The organism is Streptomyces sp. P9-A4 (assembly GCF_036634195.1).
GTDB lineage: Bacteria > Actinomycetota > Actinomycetes > Streptomycetales > Streptomycetaceae > Streptomyces.
Genome location: NZ_JAZIFY010000001.1, coordinates 1,970,994 through 1,990,093, shown reverse-complemented (window position 1 = coordinate 1,990,093; position 19,100 = coordinate 1,970,994). Strand labels below are relative to the sequence as shown.

Genomic DNA, 19,100 nt, shown 5'->3' with positions numbered 1-19,100 from the left:
CACGGCTGAAAACAGTTGCTGACATTTTCGGCAACTTCTTGCGACAGGGACGTCGTACAGGAGGAAGCATGGCCAGAAAGACCGTGGCCGCCGCACTCGCCCTCGTGGCGGGAGCCGCCGCCGTGGCCGTCACGGGGAACGTGCCGGCGCAGGCCGCCCCGCCCGGCGAGAAGGACGTCACCGCGGTGATGTTCGAATGGAACTTCGCCTCGGTGGCCCGAGAGTGCACCGACCGTCTCGGCCCCGCCGGATACGGGTACGTCCAGGTCTCCCCGCCCCAGGAACACCTCCAGGGCGGCCAGTGGTGGACCTCCTACCAGCCGGTCAGCTACAAGATCGCCGGACGGCTCGGCGACCGCACCGCCTTCAAGAACATGATCGACACCTGCCACGCGGCCGGCGTCAAGGTCGTCGCCGACTCCGTCATCAACCACATGGCGAACGGCTCCGGTACGGGAACGGGCGGGACCCCGTTCTCCAAGTACGACTACCCGGGCCTCTACTCCGGCTCCGACATGGACGACTGCCGGTCCTCGATCTCCGACTACGGGAACCGCGCCAACGTCCAGAACTGCGAACTCGTCCAGCTCCCCGACCTCGACACCGGCGAGGAGTACGTCCGGGCGAAGATCGCCGGATACCTCGACGACCTCCTCTCCCTCGGCGTCGACGGCCTCCGCATCGACGCCGCCAAGCACATGCCGGCCGCCGACCTCGCCGACATCAAGTCCCGGCTGACGAACCCGAACGCCTACTGGAAGCAGGAGGCCATCCACGGCGCGGGCGAGGCGGTCTCCCCGAGCGAGTACCTCGGCACCGGAGACGTCCAGGAGTTCCGCTACGCCCGCGACCTCAAGCGGATCCTCCAGAACGAGAAGCTCGCCCACCTCAAGAACTTCGGCGAGTCCTGGGGCTACATGCCCTCCGGGCAGTCCGCCGTCTTCGTCGACAACCACGACACCGAGCGCGGCGGCGACACCCTCTCCTACAAGGACGGCGCGAACTACACCCTCGCCTCCGTCTTCATGCTCGCCTGGCCCTACGGCTCCCCGGACGTCCACTCCGGCTACGAGTGGACCGACAAGGACGCCGGACCGCCCAACGGCGGCCAGGTGAACGCCTGTTACACCGACGGCTGGAAGTGCCAGCACGCCTGGCGAGAGATCTCCTCCATGGTGGCCCTCCGCAACACCGCACGCGGCCAGGCCGTCACGAACTGGTGGGACAACGGCGGCAACGCGATCGCGTTCGGCCGCGGCTCCAAGGCGTACGTGGCGATCAACCACGAGTCCTCCGCGCTCACCCGCACCTTCCAGAGCGCCCTGCCCGGCGGCACCTACTGCGACGTGCAGAGCGGCACCGCCGTCACGGTGAACTCCTCCGGCCAGTTCACGGCCACCCTCGCCGCGAACACGGCCCTCGCCCTGCACACCGGGGCCATGAACTGCGGTGGCACCACCCCCACCACACCGCCCACCACGAACCCGCCGGCCACCGCCGGCGCCGCGTTCAACGTCAACGCCACCACCGTCGTCGGCCAGAACATCTACGTCACCGGCAACCGCCCCGAGCTGGGCGGCTGGGCCCCCGCCGCCGCCCTGAAGCTCGACCCGGCCGCGTACCCCGTCTGGAAGCTGACGGTGTCCCTGCCGGCCGGAACGGCCTTCGAGTACAAGTACGTTCGCAAGGACGCGGCCGGGAACGTGACCTGGGAGTCCGGCGCCAACCGCACCGCGACCGTCCCCGCCTCGGGCCAGGTCGTCCTGAACGACACCTTCCGCAGCTGAGCCCCCTCCTCCTCGAAGGGCCGCCCCGCCGGGGCGGCCCTCTCTTCCCGTACCTCCAGGGAGCAACCCCCGTGATACGCAAGAGAACGGCGGTCGCGCTGGCCGCCGCCCTGTGCGCGGCCCTCGTGCCCGCGATCCCCGCGACGGCGGCGCCCCGGCCGCCCGCGCCGCCCTCCGACGCGTCGCTCGCCGCCGAACCGGCCCGCCGGGACCTCACCCGCGAGCAGTTCTACTTCGTGCTGCCCGACCGCTTCGCCAACGGCGACACCTCCAACGACCGCGGCGGGCTCACCGGCAGCCGGACGAAGACCGGCTTCGACCCCACCGACAAGGGCTTCTACCAGGGCGGCGACCTCAAGGGCCTCACCCAGCGGCTCGACTACATCAAGGGCCTCGGCACCACCGCCATCTGGATGGCGCCGATCTTCAAGAACCGGCCCGTGCAGGGCACCGGCAAGGACGCCTCCGCTGGCTACCACGGCTACTGGATCACCGACTTCACCCAGGTCGACCCGCACTTCGGGACCAACGCCGACCTGGAGAAGCTGATCGCCGCCGCCCACGCCAAGGGCATGAAGGTCTTCTTCGACGTCATCACCAACCACACCGCCGACACCGTCGACTACGCCGAGCAGAAGTACGGCTACCGCCCCAAGGGCGCCTACCCCTACCTCGACGCCTCCGGCCGCCCCTTCGACGACCGGGCCGCCATCGGGAAGGTGGACGCGGACTCGTTCCCGTACACACCGACGACGACCGGCGGCAAGGTCCCCGCCTGGCTCAACGACCCGAAGATGTACCACAACCGGGGCGACTCCACCTGGGCCGGCGAGTCCGCCGAGTACGGCGACTTCGTCGGCCTCGACGACCTGTGGACCGAGCGCCCCGAGGTCGTCGAGGGCATGGAGCGGATCTACGAGAAGTGGGTCCGCGACTTCAAGATCGACGGCTTCCGCATCGACACCGTCAAGCACGTCGACCTCGGCTTCTGGACCCAGTGGGCCACCGCCCTCGACGCCTACGCCAAGAAGCGGGGCCGCGAGGACTTCTTCATGTTCGGTGAGGTCTACTCCGCCGACACCACCGTCACCGCCCCCTACGTCACCCGGGGCCGGCTCGACGCCACCCTCGACTTCCCCTTCCAGGACGCCGCCCGCGCCTTCGCCTCCCAGGGCGCCGGAGCCGACCGCCTCGCCAAGGTCTTCGCCGAGGACTACCGGTACACCACCGACAAGGCCAACGCCTACGAGCAGGTGACCTTCCTCGGCAACCACGACATGGGCCGCATCGGCACCTTCCTCAAGCAGGACAACCCCAAGGCCTCCGACGCCGAACTCCTGCGCCGGGCCCGCCTCGCCAACGAGCTGATGTTCCTCTCCCGGGGCAACCCGGTGATCTACTCCGGCGACGAGCAGGGCTTCACCGGCGCCGGCGGCGACAAGGACGCCCGCCAGCCCCTCTTCGCCTCGCAGGCCGCCGACTACCTCGACGACGACCAGCTCGGCACCGACCGCACCCACGCCACCGACGCGTACGACACGAAGCACCCCGTGTACACGTCCGTGGCCCAGCTCTCGAAGCTGACCCGCGAGAACCCCGCCCTCCGCGACGGCGTCCAGCAGGAGCGGCTCGCCGAGGACTCCGTCTACGCCTTCTCCCGTACGGACCCGAAGACGCGGACCGAGTACCTCGTCGCCACCAACAGCGCCACCACCGAGAAGACCGTCACCGTCCCCGTCGACTCCGCGAACTTCCGCACCCTGTACGGGGGTCAGGGCGCGGTCGCCTCGAAGAACGGGGCCGTGACCGTCACCGTCCCCGCCCTCTCCTCGATGGTCCTCAAGGCCGACAAGCCCCTCCCGGCCCCCGCCGCGAAGCCCGCCGTCAGCCTCAGGGCTCCCGCCGCCGGAGCCACCGGCACCGTCGAGCTGTCCGCCGACGTCACCGGCGGACAGCTCAACCGGGTCGTCTTCGCCGCCCAGACCGGCGACGGCCGCTGGCAGACGCTCGGCACCGCCGACCACGCCCCCTACAAGGTCACCCAGTACGTCACCGCCCCCGCCGGAACCCCGCTCCGCTACAAGGCCGTCGTCGTCGACAGCGCCGGCCGCACCGCGAGCACCACCGCCGTCAGCACCGCCGGACAGGCCCCCGCGCCCGAGAAGCCGGTCGCCGTCGAGCGGACGTACGCCGTCGTGCACTACCGGCGCGAGGACGGGAACTACGAGGGCTGGAAGCTGAAGGCGGCCGGCCAGGAGGCTCTGTTCACCGGCCGCGACGCCCACGGCGCCTTCGCCTGGGTCAAGGTCCCCGAGGGCGCCTCCACCGTCGCGTACACCGTCGAGAGGGACGGCGCCGCGGACGGCCCGCGGCGGAGCATCGAGCTCGGCCGCACCGGCGAGGTCTGGATCACCCAGGGCGCCGACGGCCAGTCCGACACCGACCCGGCCCCCGCCACCCCGGACACCACCAAGGCCGTCATCCACTACCAGCGGCCCGACGGGAACTACGACGGCTGGGGCCTCCACACCTGGACCGGCGCCGCCCAGCCCACCGACTGGTCCAGGCCGCTGATGCCGGTCCGCTTCGACGCGTACGGCGCCGTCTACGAGGTCCCCCTCACCGAAGGCGCCACCACCCTCTCGTACATCCTCCACAAGGGTGACGAGAAGGACCTGCCCACCGACCAGTCCCTCGACCTGGCGAGCCTCGGCCACGAGGTCTGGGCGCTCTCCGGACAGCAGAAGTACCTCCTCCCCACCGTCGGCGGCGCCCCGGACCTCGACCTCGGCAAGTCCGAGGCCCAGTGGATCGACCGGAACACCGTCGTCTGGAAGGTGAAGCCGAACGACTCCACCAGCCGGCAGCTCGTGTACGCGAAGGACGGCGGGATCACCGTCACCGACGGCGCCCTCAGCAGCGAGGGCCAGTGGCTCCGGCTGAACCCCGGGACGCTCACCGACGCCCAGCGGGCGAAGTTCCCGCACCTCAAGGACTACCCCGCCTTCACCGTCGACCCCCGCGACACCGACCGCGTCCGGGACTCCCTGCGCGGCCAGCTCATCGCCACCCAGCGCGCCGCCAACGGCGCCCTGCTCGCCGCCACCGGCGTCCAGACCGCCGGCGTCCTCGACGACCTGTACGCGAAGAGGGCCACCGGCGCCGCCCTCGGCCCGGTCTTCCGCGGCGGCAAGGTCGCCCTCAACGTCTGGGCCCCCACCGCACAGTCCGTCGCCCTCGAACTCGACGGCCGGACCCTGCCCATGCGCCGCGACGACACCTCCGGCGTCTGGACCGCCACCGGCCCCAGGTCCTGGACGGGCAAGCCGTACCGCTACGTCGTGAAGGTCTGGGCCCCCACCGTCCGGCAGGTCGTCACCAACAAGGTCACCGACCCCTACTCCACCGCCCTCACCACCGACTCCGCCCGCAGCCTCGCCGTCGACCTCACCGACCCGAAGCTCGCCCCCACCGGCTGGCGCGCCCTGAAGAAGCCCGCCGCCGTACCGCTGCGGGACGCCCAGATCCAGGAACTCCACATCCGTGACTTCTCCGTCGCGGACCCCACCGCCGAGGCCGGCCACCGGGGCACCTACCTCGCCTTCACCGACAAGGACAGCAAGGGCTCCAGGCACCTCCGCGACCTCGCCGCCTCCGGCACCTCCTACGTCCACCTCCTCCCGGCCTTCGACATCGGCACCGTCCCCGAGAAGAAGTCCGCGCAGACCACCCCCGCCTGCGACCTGTCGGTCTACGCCCCCGACTCCGAGGAGCAGCAGGCCTGCGTCACCGCCGCGGCGGCCAAGGACGCCTACAACTGGGGCTACGACCCCCTGCACTACACCGTCCCCGAGGGCTCCTACGCCACCGACCCCGAAGGCACCCGCCGCACGGTCGAGTTCCGGCAGATGGTCCAGGCCCTCAACGGCGACGGCCTGCGCACCGTCATGGACGTCGTCTACAACCACACCGTCGCCGCCGGACAGTCCGACAAGTCCGTGCTCGACCGGATCGTGCCCGGCTACTACCAGCGGCTCCAGGCCGACGGCACCGTCGCCACCTCCACCTGCTGCGCCAACACCGCGCCCGAGAACGCCATGATGGGCAAGCTCGTCGTCGACTCGGTCGTCACCTGGGCGCGCGAGTACAAGGTCGACGGCTTCCGCTTCGACCTCATGGGCCACCACCCGAAGGACAACATCCTCGCCGTACGCAAGGCCCTCGACGGGCTGACCGTCGCCAAGGACGGCGTCGACGGCAAGGCGATCGTCCTCTACGGCGAGGGCTGGAACTTCGGCGAGATCGCCGACGACGCCCGCTTCGTCCAGGCCACCCAGAAGAACATGGCGGGCACCGGCGTCGCCACCTTCTCCGACCGGGCCCGCGACGCCGTCCGCGGCGGCGGCCCCTTCGATGAGGACCCCGGCGTCCAGGGCTTCGCCTCCGGGCTCTACACCGACCCCAACTCCTCGGCCGCCAACGGCACTCCGGCCGAGCAGAAGGCCCGCCTCCTGCACTACCAGGACCTCATCAAGGTCGGCCTGACCGGCAATCTCGCCCCGTACACCTTCACCGACACCTCCGGGCGTACGGTCAAGGGCTCCGAGGTCGACTACAACGGCGCCCCCGCCGGATACGCCGCCGCCCCCGGCGACGCCCTGGCCTACGCCGACGCCCACGACAACGAGAGCCTGTACGACGCCCTCGCCTTCAAGCTCCCGGCGGACACACCGGCGGCGGACCGGGCCCGTATGCAGGTCCTCGCCATGGCGACGGCCACCCTCTCCCAGGGCCCGGCGCTCTCCCAGGCCGGCTCGGACCTGCTCCGCTCCAAGTCCCTGGACCGCAACTCCTTCGACAGCGGCGACTGGTACAACGCCATCCACTGGGACTGCCGCGACGGCAACGGCTTCGGCCGCGGCCTGCCGCCGGCCGCCGACAACAAGGCCAAGTGGTCCTACGGCAAGCCGCTGCTCGTCAACCCGGCCCTGACGGCCGGCTGCGCGCAGATCGACGGAGCCTCCGCCGCCTACCGGGACCTGCAGAAGATCCGTACCACCGAGCCGGCGTTCTCCCTCGCCACCGCCGGGCAGGTCCAGGACGCCCTGTCCTTCCCGCTCTCCGGCCGCGAGGAGACCCCGGGCGTGATCACGATGCGCCTGGGCGACCTCGTGGTGGTCTTCAACGCGAGCCCGCGGCAGCAGACCCAGCGGGTCTCCGGTCTGGCCGGTGCGTCGTACGCCCTGCACCCCGTGCAGGCGGCGGGCTCGGACAGCGTCGTGAAGTCGTCGTCCTACGAGTCGGGCTCGGGCACGTTCTCGGTCCCGGCGCGGACGGTGGCGGTGTTCAAGGCGAGCTGACCGTCACGCCCCGGTGAGCGACCGCTCCATCAGGGTGACCCCGTAACGCGTGCCGTCGGCGGCGAGCTTTCCCGGCTCCTCGCCGACGGCACGGTAGCCCGCGGCCTCGTAGTACGCACGGAGCCGCGGGTTGTCCGACAGACAGTCCAGCCGGGCCACCGCCCGGCCGCCGGCCGCTATCCGCTCCTCCGCGTGCGCGAGCAGCGCCCGCCCGGTGCCGGCCGGCGCCGAAGCCCGCTCCGTCATCAGCCGGTGGACGTACCCGGCGACCGGCGGCTGCGGACCCCAGGCCCCCTCGTCCTCCCACCACAGCTCGTACGCCCCGACCGGCCGGCCACCGTGGGCCGCCAGCCACACCTCACCGGCGGCGAGGCGCTCCCCGAAATGCGCGGCGCTCTTCCCGCCCGGCTTCCACTGGTCGATGCCGTTGCGCAGCATCCAGCGGGCGGCCTCGTCGTACATTTCCGCCAGGAGGCCGAGATCGTCCTCTCCGGCCTGCCGGAAGGTCACTTGTGTCGTCATGGCGATCACCGTAAAGGTGTGGCCAGACATCCGACAGCCGTATCTCTCTGGCCGGGAGTGACCCTCATGCCGCAGATCACCGTCGACTACTCCGCGCCCCTCGACCGGCGCGGCTTCGCGCTCGCCCTGCACCCTCTGCTGGTCGAGGCGGTCGGCACGACGCCCGAGGCCTGCAAGACCCGCTTCCGCGAGGTAGACGAGACGGTCGTCGGCGACGGCGCGACCGACGACGCCCTCGTACACGTCGAGATCGCCCTGCTGTTCGGCCGCACGGACGACGCCAAGGCACGGCTCTCGAAGGCCGTCCTGAACCTGCTGCCGCGCTACCTCAAGACCACGGACGGCGTCCATCTCTCCGTGGAGATCCGCGACCTCGAATCGTCCTACCGCAAGCGCTGATCGGGCACGACGTGCGCCGCCCCGGCCGAGGGCACGAGCGCGACGAGCCGGGCCACCAGCTCCCCGAAGGGGCCGTCGGCCGGCTCGTCCGCGAGGAGACCCACCAGGATCTCCGCCATCTCCGCGTCGTACGCGGCACTCACCGCCGCCAGCGCCGCGAAGTCGTGCACGAGCTGCAACTCCAGCTCCGCGCGCGGGACCCGGCGCCCGTCCAGCCAGATCAGCGCCGTCGACTCGGCGAGCGACACCCAGGAGCGGACGACCAACTCCAGCCGGGCGGACGGCTTCTCGACCCCGAGGTGGGCGAGGATCTGGACGTACGCGGCCTGCCGCACCTCGTCGATCATCGCGTTCGTCGTGGACGAACCCACCGCGGGCCCGCCCCGCATCAGCGCCGCGAAACCCGGGCCGTGCTCGTCCACGAAGTCGAAGAACCGGCCCATCACCCGCAGCAGCCGCGCCCCGAGCGGGCCCTGCGGCGGCTCCACGAACCTGGCCGCCAGCTCGTCGGCGGCCCGCCGCAGCGCCGCCTCGTACAGGCTCTGCTTGCCGGGGAAGTAGTGGTAGACCAACGGCCGCGAGATGCCCGCGGCGGCGGCGATCTCGTCGATGGAGACCTCGTCGGGAGAGCGGTGGCTGAAGAGTTCGAGGGCGACCCCGATCAGCTGCTGCTTGCGCTCCTCGACGCCCATCCTGCGGCGTACCCCGGTCGTCATACGAACAGCCTAACGGGGTCGGTTACTCTCCTGCTCCATGAGCGCTTCCGACCAGGACACCCAGGCAGCCAAGTCCCCGGAGGCCCCTGAGGCCGAGGAGACCCACGAGGAGACCCGCGAGGAGGGCCCCGAGGGGACTCCGAAGCCCGAGAAGGCCGCCGACGGGGCCGACGGGGCCGACGGGGCCGACGACACGGATGAGGGGGACGACGCGGACGAGAGCGTCGAGACGGACGAGACCGCAGAGCCGGGCGACGACGCCGAAGAGGCGGCCCGCTCCGCCGGGCTCACCCCGAAGCAGGCGCGCCGCCTCCGCGTGGCCGCCGCCTCCGTGCTCCTCGTGGCGATGGCCGTGGTCCTCGTGATCCGCCTCGCGAGCCGGACGTCCGTGCTCGTCGTCGGTGTGTACGGCCTCGCCATGATCCTGTGCGGGATCGTGATCGAACTGTCCCGCAACGGCCGTACGCGGCTGGGCACCTGGCTCCTGGTGGGAGGCCTCCTCGCCGCGCTGGCCCTCGACTGGCTGGTCCTGCCGTAGGGCGGCCCTACAGGTCCAGGACGAGCCGCTTCCCCGTACAGCGCGAGACGCAGATCAGCATGGAGCCGTCCCGCTCGGCGTCGGTGAGCAGCTCGTCCCGGTGGTCGATCTCGCCCTCGATCACCCGCTGTTGGCAGGTGCCGCAGAAACCCTGCCGGCAGGAGTACATGATGCCCGGGACCTCCTCGCGGACCGCCGCGAGGACCGACTGGTCGGCCGCGACCCTCACCGTACGTCCGGAGCGGCGCAGCTCGACCTCGAAGGCCGTCCCGTCGACCGGCGCCGCGGCCGAGAAGCGCTCCAGGCGCGGCGCCCTGCCCTCCGGCAGTGCCGCCGCCACCGCGTCCATGAGGCCGTCGGGGCCGCAGCAGTAGACCGGCGTCCCGGCGGGCACCTGGGCGAGGAATCCCAGGTCGGGGCGGCCCGACTCGTCCTCGGCGACGACGGTCACCCGGTCGCCGCCGAGCCGCTCGATCTCGGCGAGGTACGGCATGGTGGCGCGCCCGCGCCCGCAGTACACGAGTCGCCAGTCCGCCCCGGCCGCGTCGGCGGCGCGGAGCATCGCGAGGACCGGGGTGATGCCGATGCCGCCGGCGACGAAGACGTACGCGGGGGCGTCGGTGAGCGGGAAGCGGTTGCGGGGGCCCCGGATCTCGATCTCCACGCCCTCGTGGAGCTGTTCGTGGACCTCGCGGGAGCCGCCCCGGCTGTCCGCGACGAGGCGGGTGGCCACGGTGTACGCGCCCGTGTCGGCGGGATCGCCGCAGAGCGAGTACTGCCGGACGAGCCCGGAGGGCAGGACGAGGTCGACATGGGCGCCGGGCTGCCAGGCGGGCAACCCGCGTCCCTCCAGGCGTAGTTCGACGACCCCCTCGGCGGGTTCGGTGCGCCGGGCGACGCGGACCTTGCGGGGGACGGTGCGGCCCCTGCCGTATCCGGACACGGGTTCGTCGAGGGCGGGCATCGGCCACAGCGGCGCGGTGGACATACGGCTGCGGACCGCGCGGCGGACGAGCAGCGCGGCCCCGGTGACGAGGGCGACGGTGGTGAACCGGGGCATCAGTGACCTCCGTTGGCGCCGGGGGAGGAGGCCAGGTAGGCCATCGCCTGCGCGGTGTTCCCCTCCTGGGAGGGGTGGTAGGCGCGGCTGAGGTAGCGCGGGACGGAGCGCAGCATGGCCGGGGTGGAGGGCAGTACGCCCTGCCGGCCCTTGCGGACGAACTGGCCGAGGGAGGCCTTGCCGTCGAGCAGGCTGGGATCGTTCTCCATGAAGAAGCGGATGCCGCGCTGCCAGAGGAAGACGAGCGCGGAGAAGGCGAGCGCCCAGGTGCGGGCGCGGCGCCGGTAGCCGCCGTCGAGGTGCATGAAGAGCTCGAAGGCGACCGCGCGGTGCTCGACCTCCTCGGCGCCGTGCCAGCGCAGCAGGTCGAGCATGGTGGGGTCGGCGCCCGCGCGGTCGAGGGCGTCGGCGTTGAGGACCCAGTCGCCGAGGAAGGCGGTGTAGTGCTCGATGGCGGCGATCAGCGCGACCCGTTCCCTCAGCCACCAGCGGCGCGGGCGGCCCGGCGGCAGGGTCCGGTCCCCGAGGAGCTTCTCGAAGAACCAGTCGACCTGCGCGGTGTACGGGGTGGGGTCGAGGCCCTGCTCGCGGAGGTGGGGCAGGACGTCGTCGTGGGCCTGGGAGTGGATGGCCTCCTGGCCGATGAAGCCGATGACGTCCTCGCGCAGCCGGTCGTCGGTGATGTACGGCAGCGCCTGCTTGTAGACGTGCACGAACCAGCGTTCGCCGGCGGGGAGGAGCAGGTGCAGCACGTTGATGGTGTGCGTGGTGAAGGGATCGCCGGGCACCCAGTGGAGCGGGGTCGCCTCCCAGTCGAAGGAGACCTTGCGGGCTTTGAGCTCGACGTGCTCCGACGCCACCGGTACGGGCTGCGTATTAGACATGACGTCAATGTACTGAGGGGTAAGGCGGTGGCAACAGGCCTGTGCGCGGTCTTTTTGAGGGTGGGGGCGGGGTCTGGTGCCCGTGCGGGCGGGGCGGCCGGGGACGGGCGACCGCCGCCCCGCTGCCTCAGCCCGCCTACCTCAGCGCGCCCGTCCTCCGTCCGTCCCGCAGGGTGCCGTCCAGATCGGCCCGCGCCCCCGCCGACGCCCTCACCGCCAGCACCGGCCCGTCCGAGCGGCCCTTCACCCCGCCCGAGGTCTCCAGCGCGGTGAAGTCCGGGCTGCCCGCCGCCAGGACGTACCAGCCGCCGCCCGGCGCCTGCCACAGCACGCCCGCCAGGACCCGGGGCTCCCGCACCCCGCACGCGGGCGACCCCTCGGAGCGGGCCGCGAGCGCCGCGGGCACCTCCGGCGAGGGGACCAGGAACTGGGCGAGGACCCTGCTCCCCGTACCCCGCCAGGTCTCCGCGCGCGTGCACAGCCAGGTGCCCCGCCCGGCGCCCTCCGGCAGCGGCTGCCGCGCGAACCGCCAGGCGCTCACCGAGCGCACGCCGTGCGCCCGTACCGCCGTCAGCTGGCAGGCGGTACGGGCCCACGCCGCCCGCGCGTCGGGGCCCGTGGCGTCCACGGGCGCGCCGGGGGAGCCCCACAGGAGGCGGGCGGGGGACAGCTCGCCCAGGTCGGCGAGGAGCCGGCGCCCCGAACCGTCGTGCACCTGGAGGGTGTTCCAGCGGGTGCAGCCCTTCGCGAGCGCGGGGCTCGTCATCGGCTCCGTCACCCCGTCGGCGTCGCGGGGCAGCGGCCGGGCGTCCCGGCCGGGCGCGAGCAGGTCCCGTACGGCGGTCTCCGTGACCCAGGGCGCGGTGAGATAGCGGACGTCGCCCGCCGCCCGGGACACGACGAGCGCGGCGGAACCGACGGTGTCGGCGCCGTCGGTGCGCGCGAAGTCGAGCGCGGCGCCGGCGGTGCCCGCCGCGCCGTCGACGGGTTCGGCGTACCGCACGGCGCGCAGCCCGTCGTGGAGGAGCACGACCCGGGCCCCGTCGACGACGCCCGCGAACAGCAGCTGCGGCGGCCCCATCGGGGGGCCGACCGGCGTCCCGGGCGTGGCGGAGGAGCGTACGGAGGGGCCGGGCCGGGCCCACACGGCGAGCGCGCGCCGGAGCAGGCCGGTGTCCCGGGCGAGGCCGCCGCGGGCGGGCCACACGGAGAAGTCCTGCCGGGTCGAACCGGGCCAGACGGCGGGGTCGACCCGCCTGAGGGCGCCGGGGTCGAGGGCGGCCTCGGCGGCGGGGTTGCGGGCGTACGAGGGGGCGGCGGCACCGTTTCTGCCCCAGCCGTCCCCGGGCAGCCCGAGCAGCGTCCCGCAGACGACGAGCGCGGCGAGGGCGACGAGAGCGGCCCGGCCGTGCTGCCGCCGCCGCATGAGATCGGTGGGCCGCGCCTGCAGCGCACAGGGGTCGAACTCGTCGGACTCCAGCAGGGCGACCCCACTGCGCCGCCGCCCGGGATCGAACCCACCGGGGCCCCGCCCCGGCGCACGGGCGGCGGCGTAGTGGGGTCCCGCCTGCTCGCCGACGCGTTCGGCGCGACCGTTCGGGCCTTCGGCGCCGGTCCGGCCCGGCGTGCCCGTACCGCCCCCGCCCCTGCCGTCCGCCGCCGGCCCCGTACCGGCCCTGCCGCCCGCGCGTTCCTGCCCGGCCCCGTGCGGGCCGCCCGACCCCGTCCAGTTCCCGGCTCCGCCCCGGCCCGGGCCGGGCTGTTGGCCGACCCGTTCCGTACGGCCGTCCCCGGTACCGGACGGCCCGCCGCTTCCGGAGCCCGGCCCGACCGGTTCAACTCCTACCGGGCCGCCCGCCGCGCCCACCCCCTCCGGCCCGTCCCCGGCCTCCGTCTCCACCGCGTCCGCCTCCGCCAGTGCCCCCGCCGGGTCCTCCACCCCCGCCGCCCTCAGGACCCGCAGCACCTCCGGGTCCCCCTGGCGTTCCAGGCCGCGCAGGACGTAGGCCGCGCGGCCCGGTCCGGAGAGGCGGGACAGGCGCTGGTCCAGGGCCAGTTCGTCCGCGCCCCCCACCCGGGGGAACAGCCGCAGCCCCCACACATGCGGCAGCAGCGGCGGGAACTGGGCCCGGCGCGGCAGCGCGAGGCGCCGCAGCGGCAGCCCGGCGATCAGCGCCTGCCGCAGCACCTCGCCCCGTACGTACGCGTACCCGGGATCGACCGCGTCCTCGGACAGCCGGGGCTCCGGCACGGACGGCCCCGGCACCCGCCGCCGCGGCAGCGAACGCTGTACGAGCGCGTGCGCCGTCAGCACCCGGCGGTTGCGTCCCAGCGAAGGCGGCAGTACGAGATAGGCGATGCGGACCAGGCGCGGATAGCGCTCGACGAGCGCGGCCTCGGCCTGCTCGACGTCGACGGGGCCCACGGGCGAGGGAACGAGATCCTGGGTGCTCACGTTCAGCAGAACGAGCGATTCTTCCGATGGTCACCCCGGCCCGTGGCGCGTGCTCAGGCGGCCGGGACCGACAGCCGCTCGCGGATCACCGCCGTGACCTCGTCCGGAACACCCAGCCCTTCCCGTACGTACGCCTCCATCGATCCGTGCCGGACCGCCACCTCGTCCAGCGCCGCCGCCAGGTACTCCGGAAGGACCCCGATCAGGTCGAGCGCCAGCTGCGGATCGCCGCCCTGGGCCGTGAACCCCTCGATCATCGGCGCGAACGCCTGCCGCACCGCCGTGTTGACGGCGAGGTACTCCGACCGCACGGTCTCCTCGTCCGCGCCGAGCAGCGACAGCACGACCGTCGCCGCCCAGCCCGTCCGGTCCTTCCCCGCCGAGCAGTGGAAGAGCAACGGCCCGGCGTCCGGAGCGCCCAGCTCGGTGAGGAGCGTGCGGTAGGCCGCGCGGGCCGATTCGCCGGAGACGAAGGTGCGGTACGTCCGGGCGAACGCGGCCCGCACCCGGCCCCCGCCCAGGTGTTCCTCGGCGAGCGCCGGGTCGGAGATCAGCTGCTTCAGGTGCGCGGCGGGCGGCAGCCCGCTGACGGCCAGATGGTCGGCGAGCACGTCCGCGACGAGCGCCCGCGCGCCGAGGGGCAGCCGGTCGGGCCGGTCGCCGCGCTCGCCCTCCGTACGGAAGTCGACGACGGTACGGACACCGAGGCCGGCCACCGCCGGTTCGGCGGGGTCGAGCCGGTCGAGCTGCGCGGACCGCAGGACGAGTCCGGGCCGAACCGCCCGCCCGTCCCCGAGCGGCAGGCCGCCGAGATCGCGGAGGTTGGCGACGGAGGTGGCGGGGATGGCGGGCATGTCGGCGGCTCCTCCGGTACGTGCGTGTGCAGTCGACCGTAATGGATCATCCCGGTATGGGCAGATCCAGCGGGTTCGTCACGTCCGGGTGAGCAGCTCCCGAGGACCCACGTGAGCCCCGGGGGTCCCGTGAGCCCGCCGCGTCAGGCGTGCCCCGCGTGCCCCGCAGTCTCCGCGTGCCCCGCGGCCCCGGCGAGCGCGGTGAGCACCTCCGCCTCCCGTTCGGGGGAGAGGCCCACCGGCGGTCGGCCCGGTCGGTTCGGCCGGTCCGGCGCCACCCCGCCGAGCGATTCCAGCCACGCCCAGGTGTCCGCGACCGTCTCGACGACGGGCCGGCAGCGCAGCCCGGTGGCGAGCGCCCGGGAGACGTCGGCGGTGTGCATCGCGTCGTACGTCTCGCCCGGCGGCAGCCAGACGGGCAGCTCGGTCCAGGGCTCCACCCCGGCGGCGACGAGCGCCTCGGGATCGGTCCACCGCAGTTCGACGGCGTCGGCTTCGGCGTCGGTCCCCCCGGTCCGACCGGTCGCCCTCACGCACGCGTCGAGCAGCTCGCCCATCGTCGCGTGGCCGGACGGCGACACGAGGTTGTACGGCCCGGAGAGCCCGGCGGCCACCGCGTCGAGCGTCCATTCGGCCAGGTCGCGCACGTCGATGTACTGGATCGGCAGAGTCCCGGGGCCCGGCGCGAGGACCGGACCGCCGCGCGCGATCCGGCCGAGCCACCAGGGGAGCCGCCCCACGTTCTCGTACGGGCCGAGGATGAGCCCGGCGCGGACGAACAGCGACCGCTCCGCGCCGAACGCGTCCGCGACGGCCAGTTCGCCGCCCCGCTTGGCCTCCCCGTACGGCACCTCACCGCCGGCGTCCGGCGAACCCTCCACCAGCGGACCGTCCTCCGTCAGCCCGGCGGCCATGGGCCAGGTGTACACGGACCGGCTCGACACGTACGCGTACCGCTCGACCCGTCCGGCGAGCAGCCGTGCCGCGTCCCGCACCACCGAGGGCGCGAGCGACCAGGTGTCCACGACGGCGTCCCAGGAACCGGTGGCGAGCGCGGCGAGGCCCTCCGGGGCGGTGGTGCGGTCGCCGAGCAGCGCGGTCACCCCCTCGGGGGCCGGGTGCCGGCCGCGGTGGAAGACGGTCACGTCCCAGCCCCGGTCGAGCGCGGCCTCGACGACCGCGCGGCCGACGAACTCCGTGCCTCCGAGCATCAGTAGTCTCATGGCCCGAGCCTGCCCGGCGGGTCGCCCCGGGACCAGGGGGTTCCGCTCCGGGAGGATTCCGCCACGGGAGGAACGTCACGGCCGCGTGAGGGACGTCATCGCGCGGGGAGGTGGTCTCGTGCGCCGCACGGCCGAGTGACACCATGACGGGCGATGACGGATGTCCGGTCGCCCCTGCGCGCGTTGAGAGCCGCCCTGTTCGCGGTGGTGTGCGTGACCTTGGCGGCGGTGGGGCATTCGTCCATGTCTGAGCATCGGCTGCCGGCCGTCGCCCTGCTCGGCGCCTTCGCCGCGACGGCGGGCGCGGCCTGGGCGGCGGCGGGCCGGCTCCGGGGCGCGCCGACGATCGCGGGTGCGATGGCCGTGCTGCAGGGGGCGTCGCACCTGCTCTTCTCGACGGCGGGTGCGCGGGCGGGGGACACGGGCCACCCGATGGCGAGCCGGACGCCGGGCGCGGCGCACGACATGCACGGGATGCCCCACGGCGGCATGAGCGGCATGCACGACATGGGTGCCGTGGGCCCCACCACGGGCATGAGTTCAGGCGCGGACATGGGCTCCGCCATGGACATGCTCTCCGGCGGCGGTCTCGGCATGCTCGCCGTCCACCTCCTCGCCGCGCTGCTCTGCGGCCTCTGGCTGGCCCGTGGTGAGGCCGCGTTCCTCACGCTGGCGGAGGCGGCCCTCGCGTACGCCTTCACCCCGCTCCGCCCGCTCCTCGCGCGCGTGCCCGTGCCCCATGTCCCGCGCCCCGCGCTCCGCCGGTCGCGCCGGAGCGCACACCGGCCGCACACCGTCGTCCTCGCGCACGCCCTCTCCCGGCGCGGCCCGCCCCGGCCGCCCGTACCCCGCGCCACGGCCCTCGGAGCTCACGTCTGACCCGGGGGTCCCTTCCCCCTGTCTGCAACCAGTCCGAGGACAGTCATGACGATCGACGATCCCGCACGCCCGGAAACACCCGAGGCGCCACCGTCGCAAGCCACGAAGCCCCCCACGACGGCCACAAAGCCGTCCACGACATCCACGACATCCACGACAGCCACGAAGCCCCCCACGACCACCTGGAGTTCCCTCCGCCCTCTCGTCCTCCGCCTCCACTTCTACGCGGGTGTGCTCGTCGCCCCCTTCCTCCTCGTGGCCGCCGCCAGCGGCCTGCTGTACGCGCTCTCCTTCCAGGCCGAGAAGGTCGTGTACGCGCACGAGCTGGAGGTCCCCGTCGGAGACACCACCCTGCCGCTCTCCCAGCAGGTGAACACCGCCCGCAAGGTCAACCCGAACGGCACCGTCACCGCCGTCTGGCCCGGCGCCGAACCCGGGGCGACGACCCGCGTCCTGATGGCCGACCCGGACGCCCCCGAGGGCACCTCGACGGCCGTCTTCGTGGACCCGTACACCGGTGACGTACGCGGGCAGCTGCCCAGTTACGGCAGCTCCGGGGCGCTCCCGCTGCGCACCTGGACCGACGGCCTGCACCGCGATCTGCACCTCGGCGACCTCGGCCGGAACTACAGCGAACTGGCCGCGAGCTGGCTGTGGGTGATCGCGCTGGGCGGTCTGCTGCTGTGGCTCGGCCGTCGCAGGAGGAACCGCCGTGCCCTCTTCGTGCCGGAGGGCGGCCCGGCGTCCCGGCGCCGCACCCTCTCCTGGCACGGCTCGGTGGGCCTGTGGGCGGTGACCGGTCTGGTGCTGCTCTCGGCCACCGGCCTGACCTGGTCGCGGTACGCGGGGGAGAACATCGGAGTGGTGCAGGACGGTCTCGGCGGCGCCACCCCGACGCTGACCGCGACCGTCGGAGGCGCGGCCGGCGGGTCCTCGGAGCACGAGGGCCACGGCGGCGCCCACACCGGCACCACCACCGCCCAGGGCCCGGACATCGGCATCGACAAGGCGCTGGAGGCGGCCCGCGCGGCCGGCATCGACAGTCCGAGCGTCTCAGTGGCGCTGCCCGCCGAGGGCAAGGGGTACGTGGTCAGGGAGACGGACACGCGGTTCCCGGTCGAGCTGGACTCGGTGGCGGTGAACCCGGCGGACGGCGCGGTGCTCGACCGGCTGGCCTTCGCCGACTACCCGTTGCTCGCGAAGCTCACCCGGTTCGGCATCGACGCGCACACGGGTGTGTTCCTCGGCCTGTTCAACCAGCTGGCGCTCGCGGCCCTCGCGCTGTCCCTGATCCTGCTGATCCTCTGGGGCTACCGCATGTGGTGGCTGCGCCGTCCGGGCCGGCCGGTCGGCAGGGGCGCCTGGCGCAAGGTGCCGCCGACGCTGCTGCTGCCGCTGCTCGCGGTCACGGCCCTGGTGGCGTGGTTCGTCCCGCTGCTCGGCCTGAGCCTGCTCCTGTTCCTGGCCGTGGACCTCGCCCTGGCGCTGGCGTCCGGGGCGAGGGCGAGGTCCGGGGCGGGCCGAACCGGCTGATCAGGGGGTGTACTTGTAGCCGACCCGCCGCACGGTCTGGATCGTGCGGCGGTGCTCGGCGCCCAGCTTGCGGCGCAGCCGGGCCACGTGCACGTCGACGGTACGGCCGTCGCCGACGTGCCCGTACCCCCACACGGTGGTGACCAACTGGTCGCGGGTGTGCACCCGGTGGGGGTGCGCCACCAGATGGGCGAGCAGTTCGAACTCGAGATACGTGAGGTCCAGCGCCTGCCCGTCCACGACGGCGATCCGCCGGACCCCGTCGATGGCCACCGGCCCCTGCTCCTCCACGGGAGCGGGGACGGAGGCGGGGGAGGTCGCGGCGACGGGCAGCCGGGAGTGCTGGTCGGCCGGTACGAGGACGAGGTACCCGACCATCGGGGGACGCCCCGGCAGCGTCGGCAGCGTGTGCTGCGGCGCGGGCAGCAGGGTGGCGCCGGGCGGCAGGAACTCCGCGACCTGGGCGAAGTCGACGACTTCGTGCGGATCGACGGCGCGCAGTCGGGGCCGGCCGGGACGGACGGCGGTGAGGGAGGCGCTCTGGGTGTGGGCCATGGCAGGTCAGCTCTTTCGCGCGGGGAACGGACGGAGAGGTCTCGTACGTCGTGCGCGTCGGCCGAAGGCCGGGGATCGGACCGAACCGATCGGGGCTTTAGAGGGCCGACGCGTTCCTCGCGCGTCGACAGCACCGGTCGAAGTCATGGTGCTGCCGGGAAGGCCAGAACGGCTCGAGGTCGTGACGACCCGTCGCGGTGTCGTTCTGCATGATGGCCATATCCCTATTGAACCAGAAGGGAATGCCCCCGACGAGCCCCTGCCCGGCCAAAACCCGTGTAGCGCTTCCCACATACCGGGAGGCGCCCCCCCGTACGACGAAGAGGGCGCCCACC

The 19,100-nt window shown here is 73.4% G+C and carries 14 protein-coding genes; 6 read left to right on the top strand and 8 right to left on the bottom strand.

The genetic code is table 11. The features are described from left to right. Positions 1 to 68 precede the first annotated feature (68 nt). Positions 69 to 1,787, top strand: coding sequence for a carbohydrate-binding module family 20 domain-containing protein (locus tag V4Y03_RS08895; protein ID WP_332434565.1), 1,719 nt, complete (start codon positions 69 to 71; stop codon positions 1,785 to 1,787). Positions 1,788 to 1,858: 71 nt separating this feature from the next. Next, positions 1,859 to 7,147: a pullulanase-type alpha-1,6-glucosidase gene (gene pulA / locus V4Y03_RS08890; RefSeq protein WP_332434564.1), complete on the top strand. Its 5,289-nt coding sequence runs from the start codon at positions 1,859 to 1,861 to the stop codon at positions 7,145 to 7,147. Positions 7,148 to 7,150: 3 nt separating this feature from the next. Here pulA and V4Y03_RS08885 read toward each other — a convergent pair whose 3' ends face one another. Next, positions 7,151 to 7,669: a GNAT family N-acetyltransferase gene (locus V4Y03_RS08885; RefSeq protein ID WP_332434563.1), complete on the bottom strand. Its 519-nt coding sequence runs from the start codon at positions 7,667 to 7,669 to the stop codon at positions 7,151 to 7,153. Positions 7,670 to 7,735: 66 nt separating this feature from the next. Here V4Y03_RS08885 and V4Y03_RS08880 point away from each other — a divergent pair, with 66 nt between their 5' ends. After that, positions 7,736 to 8,068, top strand: a complete 333-nt coding sequence (locus tag V4Y03_RS08880; protein WP_317874305.1) for a 5-carboxymethyl-2-hydroxymuconate Delta-isomerase — start codon at positions 7,736 to 7,738, stop codon at positions 8,066 to 8,068. On the opposite strand, the gene V4Y03_RS08875 is transcribed toward V4Y03_RS08880, so the two are convergent. After that, positions 8,053 to 8,784 (bottom strand): TetR/AcrR family transcriptional regulator, encoded by a 732-nt coding sequence (locus V4Y03_RS08875; protein WP_317874306.1) that lies wholly within the window; start codon positions 8,782 to 8,784, stop codon positions 8,053 to 8,055. The two genes, V4Y03_RS08880 and V4Y03_RS08875, sit on opposite strands and share 16 nt — an antisense overlap. A 37-nt stretch (positions 8,785 to 8,821) precedes the next feature. On the opposite strand from V4Y03_RS08875, the gene V4Y03_RS08870 reads away from it, so the two are divergent. Continuing rightward, the gene (locus V4Y03_RS08870) at positions 8,822 to 9,322 is read left to right on the top strand and encodes a hypothetical protein (protein ID WP_332434562.1); all 501 of its coding nucleotides are present in this window, start codon (positions 8,822 to 8,824) and stop codon (positions 9,320 to 9,322) included. Between the two features lie 7 nt (positions 9,323 to 9,329). Here V4Y03_RS08870 and V4Y03_RS08865 read toward each other — a convergent pair whose 3' ends face one another. The 5 genes from V4Y03_RS08865 to V4Y03_RS08845 all read right to left on the bottom strand — a co-directional run bounded on the left by V4Y03_RS08865 (position 9,330) and on the right by V4Y03_RS08845 (position 15,798). Further along, positions 9,330 to 10,382 (bottom strand): PDR/VanB family oxidoreductase, encoded by a 1,053-nt coding sequence (locus V4Y03_RS08865; protein WP_332434561.1) that lies wholly within the window; start codon positions 10,380 to 10,382, stop codon positions 9,330 to 9,332. After that, positions 10,382 to 11,266 (bottom strand): metal-dependent hydrolase, encoded by an 885-nt coding sequence (locus V4Y03_RS08860; RefSeq protein ID WP_317874309.1) that lies wholly within the window; start codon positions 11,264 to 11,266, stop codon positions 10,382 to 10,384. The genes V4Y03_RS08865 and V4Y03_RS08860 overlap by 1 nt, the downstream gene beginning before the upstream one ends. Positions 11,267 to 11,402: 136 nt before the next feature. After that, positions 11,403 to 13,721 carry a hypothetical protein gene (locus tag V4Y03_RS08855; protein ID WP_332434560.1) on the bottom strand — a complete coding sequence of 773 codons (2,319 nt, stop codon included), beginning with the start codon at positions 13,719 to 13,721 and terminating at the stop codon, positions 11,403 to 11,405. Between the two features lie 53 nt (positions 13,722 to 13,774). Then, positions 13,775 to 14,575, bottom strand: coding sequence for a tyrosine-protein phosphatase (locus V4Y03_RS08850; RefSeq protein WP_332434559.1), 801 nt, complete (start codon positions 14,573 to 14,575; stop codon positions 13,775 to 13,777). Positions 14,576 to 14,718: 143 nt separating this feature from the next. Beyond that, entirely contained in the window at positions 14,719 to 15,798 is a 1,080-nt protein-coding gene (locus V4Y03_RS08845) for an NAD-dependent epimerase/dehydratase family protein (protein WP_332434558.1), read from the bottom strand. Between the two features lie 243 nt (positions 15,799 to 16,041). Between V4Y03_RS08845 and V4Y03_RS08840 the strand changes: the two genes are divergently transcribed. Both V4Y03_RS08840 and V4Y03_RS08835 read left to right on the top strand, forming a co-directional pair. Then, positions 16,042 to 16,677 carry a hypothetical protein gene (locus V4Y03_RS08840; protein WP_332434557.1) on the top strand — a complete coding sequence of 212 codons (636 nt, stop codon included), beginning with the start codon at positions 16,042 to 16,044 and terminating at the stop codon, positions 16,675 to 16,677. 45 nt (positions 16,678 to 16,722) lie between these two features. After that, on the top strand, positions 16,723 to 18,210 hold the full coding sequence (locus tag V4Y03_RS08835) for a PepSY-associated TM helix domain-containing protein (protein ID WP_332434556.1): 1,488 nt from the start codon (positions 16,723 to 16,725) through the stop codon (positions 18,208 to 18,210). On the opposite strand, the gene V4Y03_RS08830 is transcribed toward V4Y03_RS08835, so the two are convergent. Further along, complete coding sequence (locus tag V4Y03_RS08830; RefSeq protein ID WP_332434555.1) at positions 18,211 to 18,765, bottom strand: winged helix-turn-helix domain-containing protein; 555 nt, start codon at positions 18,763 to 18,765, stop codon at positions 18,211 to 18,213. Positions 18,766 to 19,100: the final 335 nt, after the last annotated feature.

Bases quoted from the DNA above. Each gene is read 5' to 3' on its own strand.
- V4Y03_RS08895 (WP_332434565.1), top strand. From the start codon at position 69: ATGGCCAGAAAGACCGTGGCCGCCGCACTCGCCCTCGTGGCGGGAGCC.
- V4Y03_RS08885 (WP_332434563.1), bottom strand. From the start codon at position 7,669: ATGACGACACAAGTGACCTTCCGGCAGGCCGGAGAGGACGATCTCGGC.
- V4Y03_RS08880 (WP_317874305.1), top strand. From the start codon at position 7,736: ATGCCGCAGATCACCGTCGACTACTCCGCGCCCCTCGACCGGCGCGGC.
- V4Y03_RS08875 (WP_317874306.1), bottom strand. From the start codon at position 8,784: ATGACGACCGGGGTACGCCGCAGGATGGGCGTCGAGGAGCGCAAGCAG.
- V4Y03_RS08870 (WP_332434562.1), top strand. From the start codon at position 8,822: ATGAGCGCTTCCGACCAGGACACCCAGGCAGCCAAGTCCCCGGAGGCC.
- V4Y03_RS08865 (WP_332434561.1), bottom strand. From the start codon at position 10,382: ATGCCCCGGTTCACCACCGTCGCCCTCGTCACCGGGGCCGCGCTGCTC.
- V4Y03_RS08860 (WP_317874309.1), bottom strand. From the start codon at position 11,266: ATGTCTAATACGCAGCCCGTACCGGTGGCGTCGGAGCACGTCGAGCTC.
- V4Y03_RS08850 (WP_332434559.1), bottom strand. From the start codon at position 14,575: ATGCCCGCCATCCCCGCCACCTCCGTCGCCAACCTCCGCGATCTCGGC.
- V4Y03_RS08845 (WP_332434558.1), bottom strand. From the start codon at position 15,798: ATGAGACTACTGATGCTCGGAGGCACGGAGTTCGTCGGCCGCGCGGTC.
- V4Y03_RS08840 (WP_332434557.1), top strand. From the start codon at position 16,042: ATGTCTGAGCATCGGCTGCCGGCCGTCGCCCTGCTCGGCGCCTTCGCC.
- V4Y03_RS08835 (WP_332434556.1), top strand. From the start codon at position 16,723: ATGACGATCGACGATCCCGCACGCCCGGAAACACCCGAGGCGCCACCG.
- V4Y03_RS08830 (WP_332434555.1), bottom strand. From the start codon at position 18,765: ATGGCCCACACCCAGAGCGCCTCCCTCACCGCCGTCCGTCCCGGCCGG.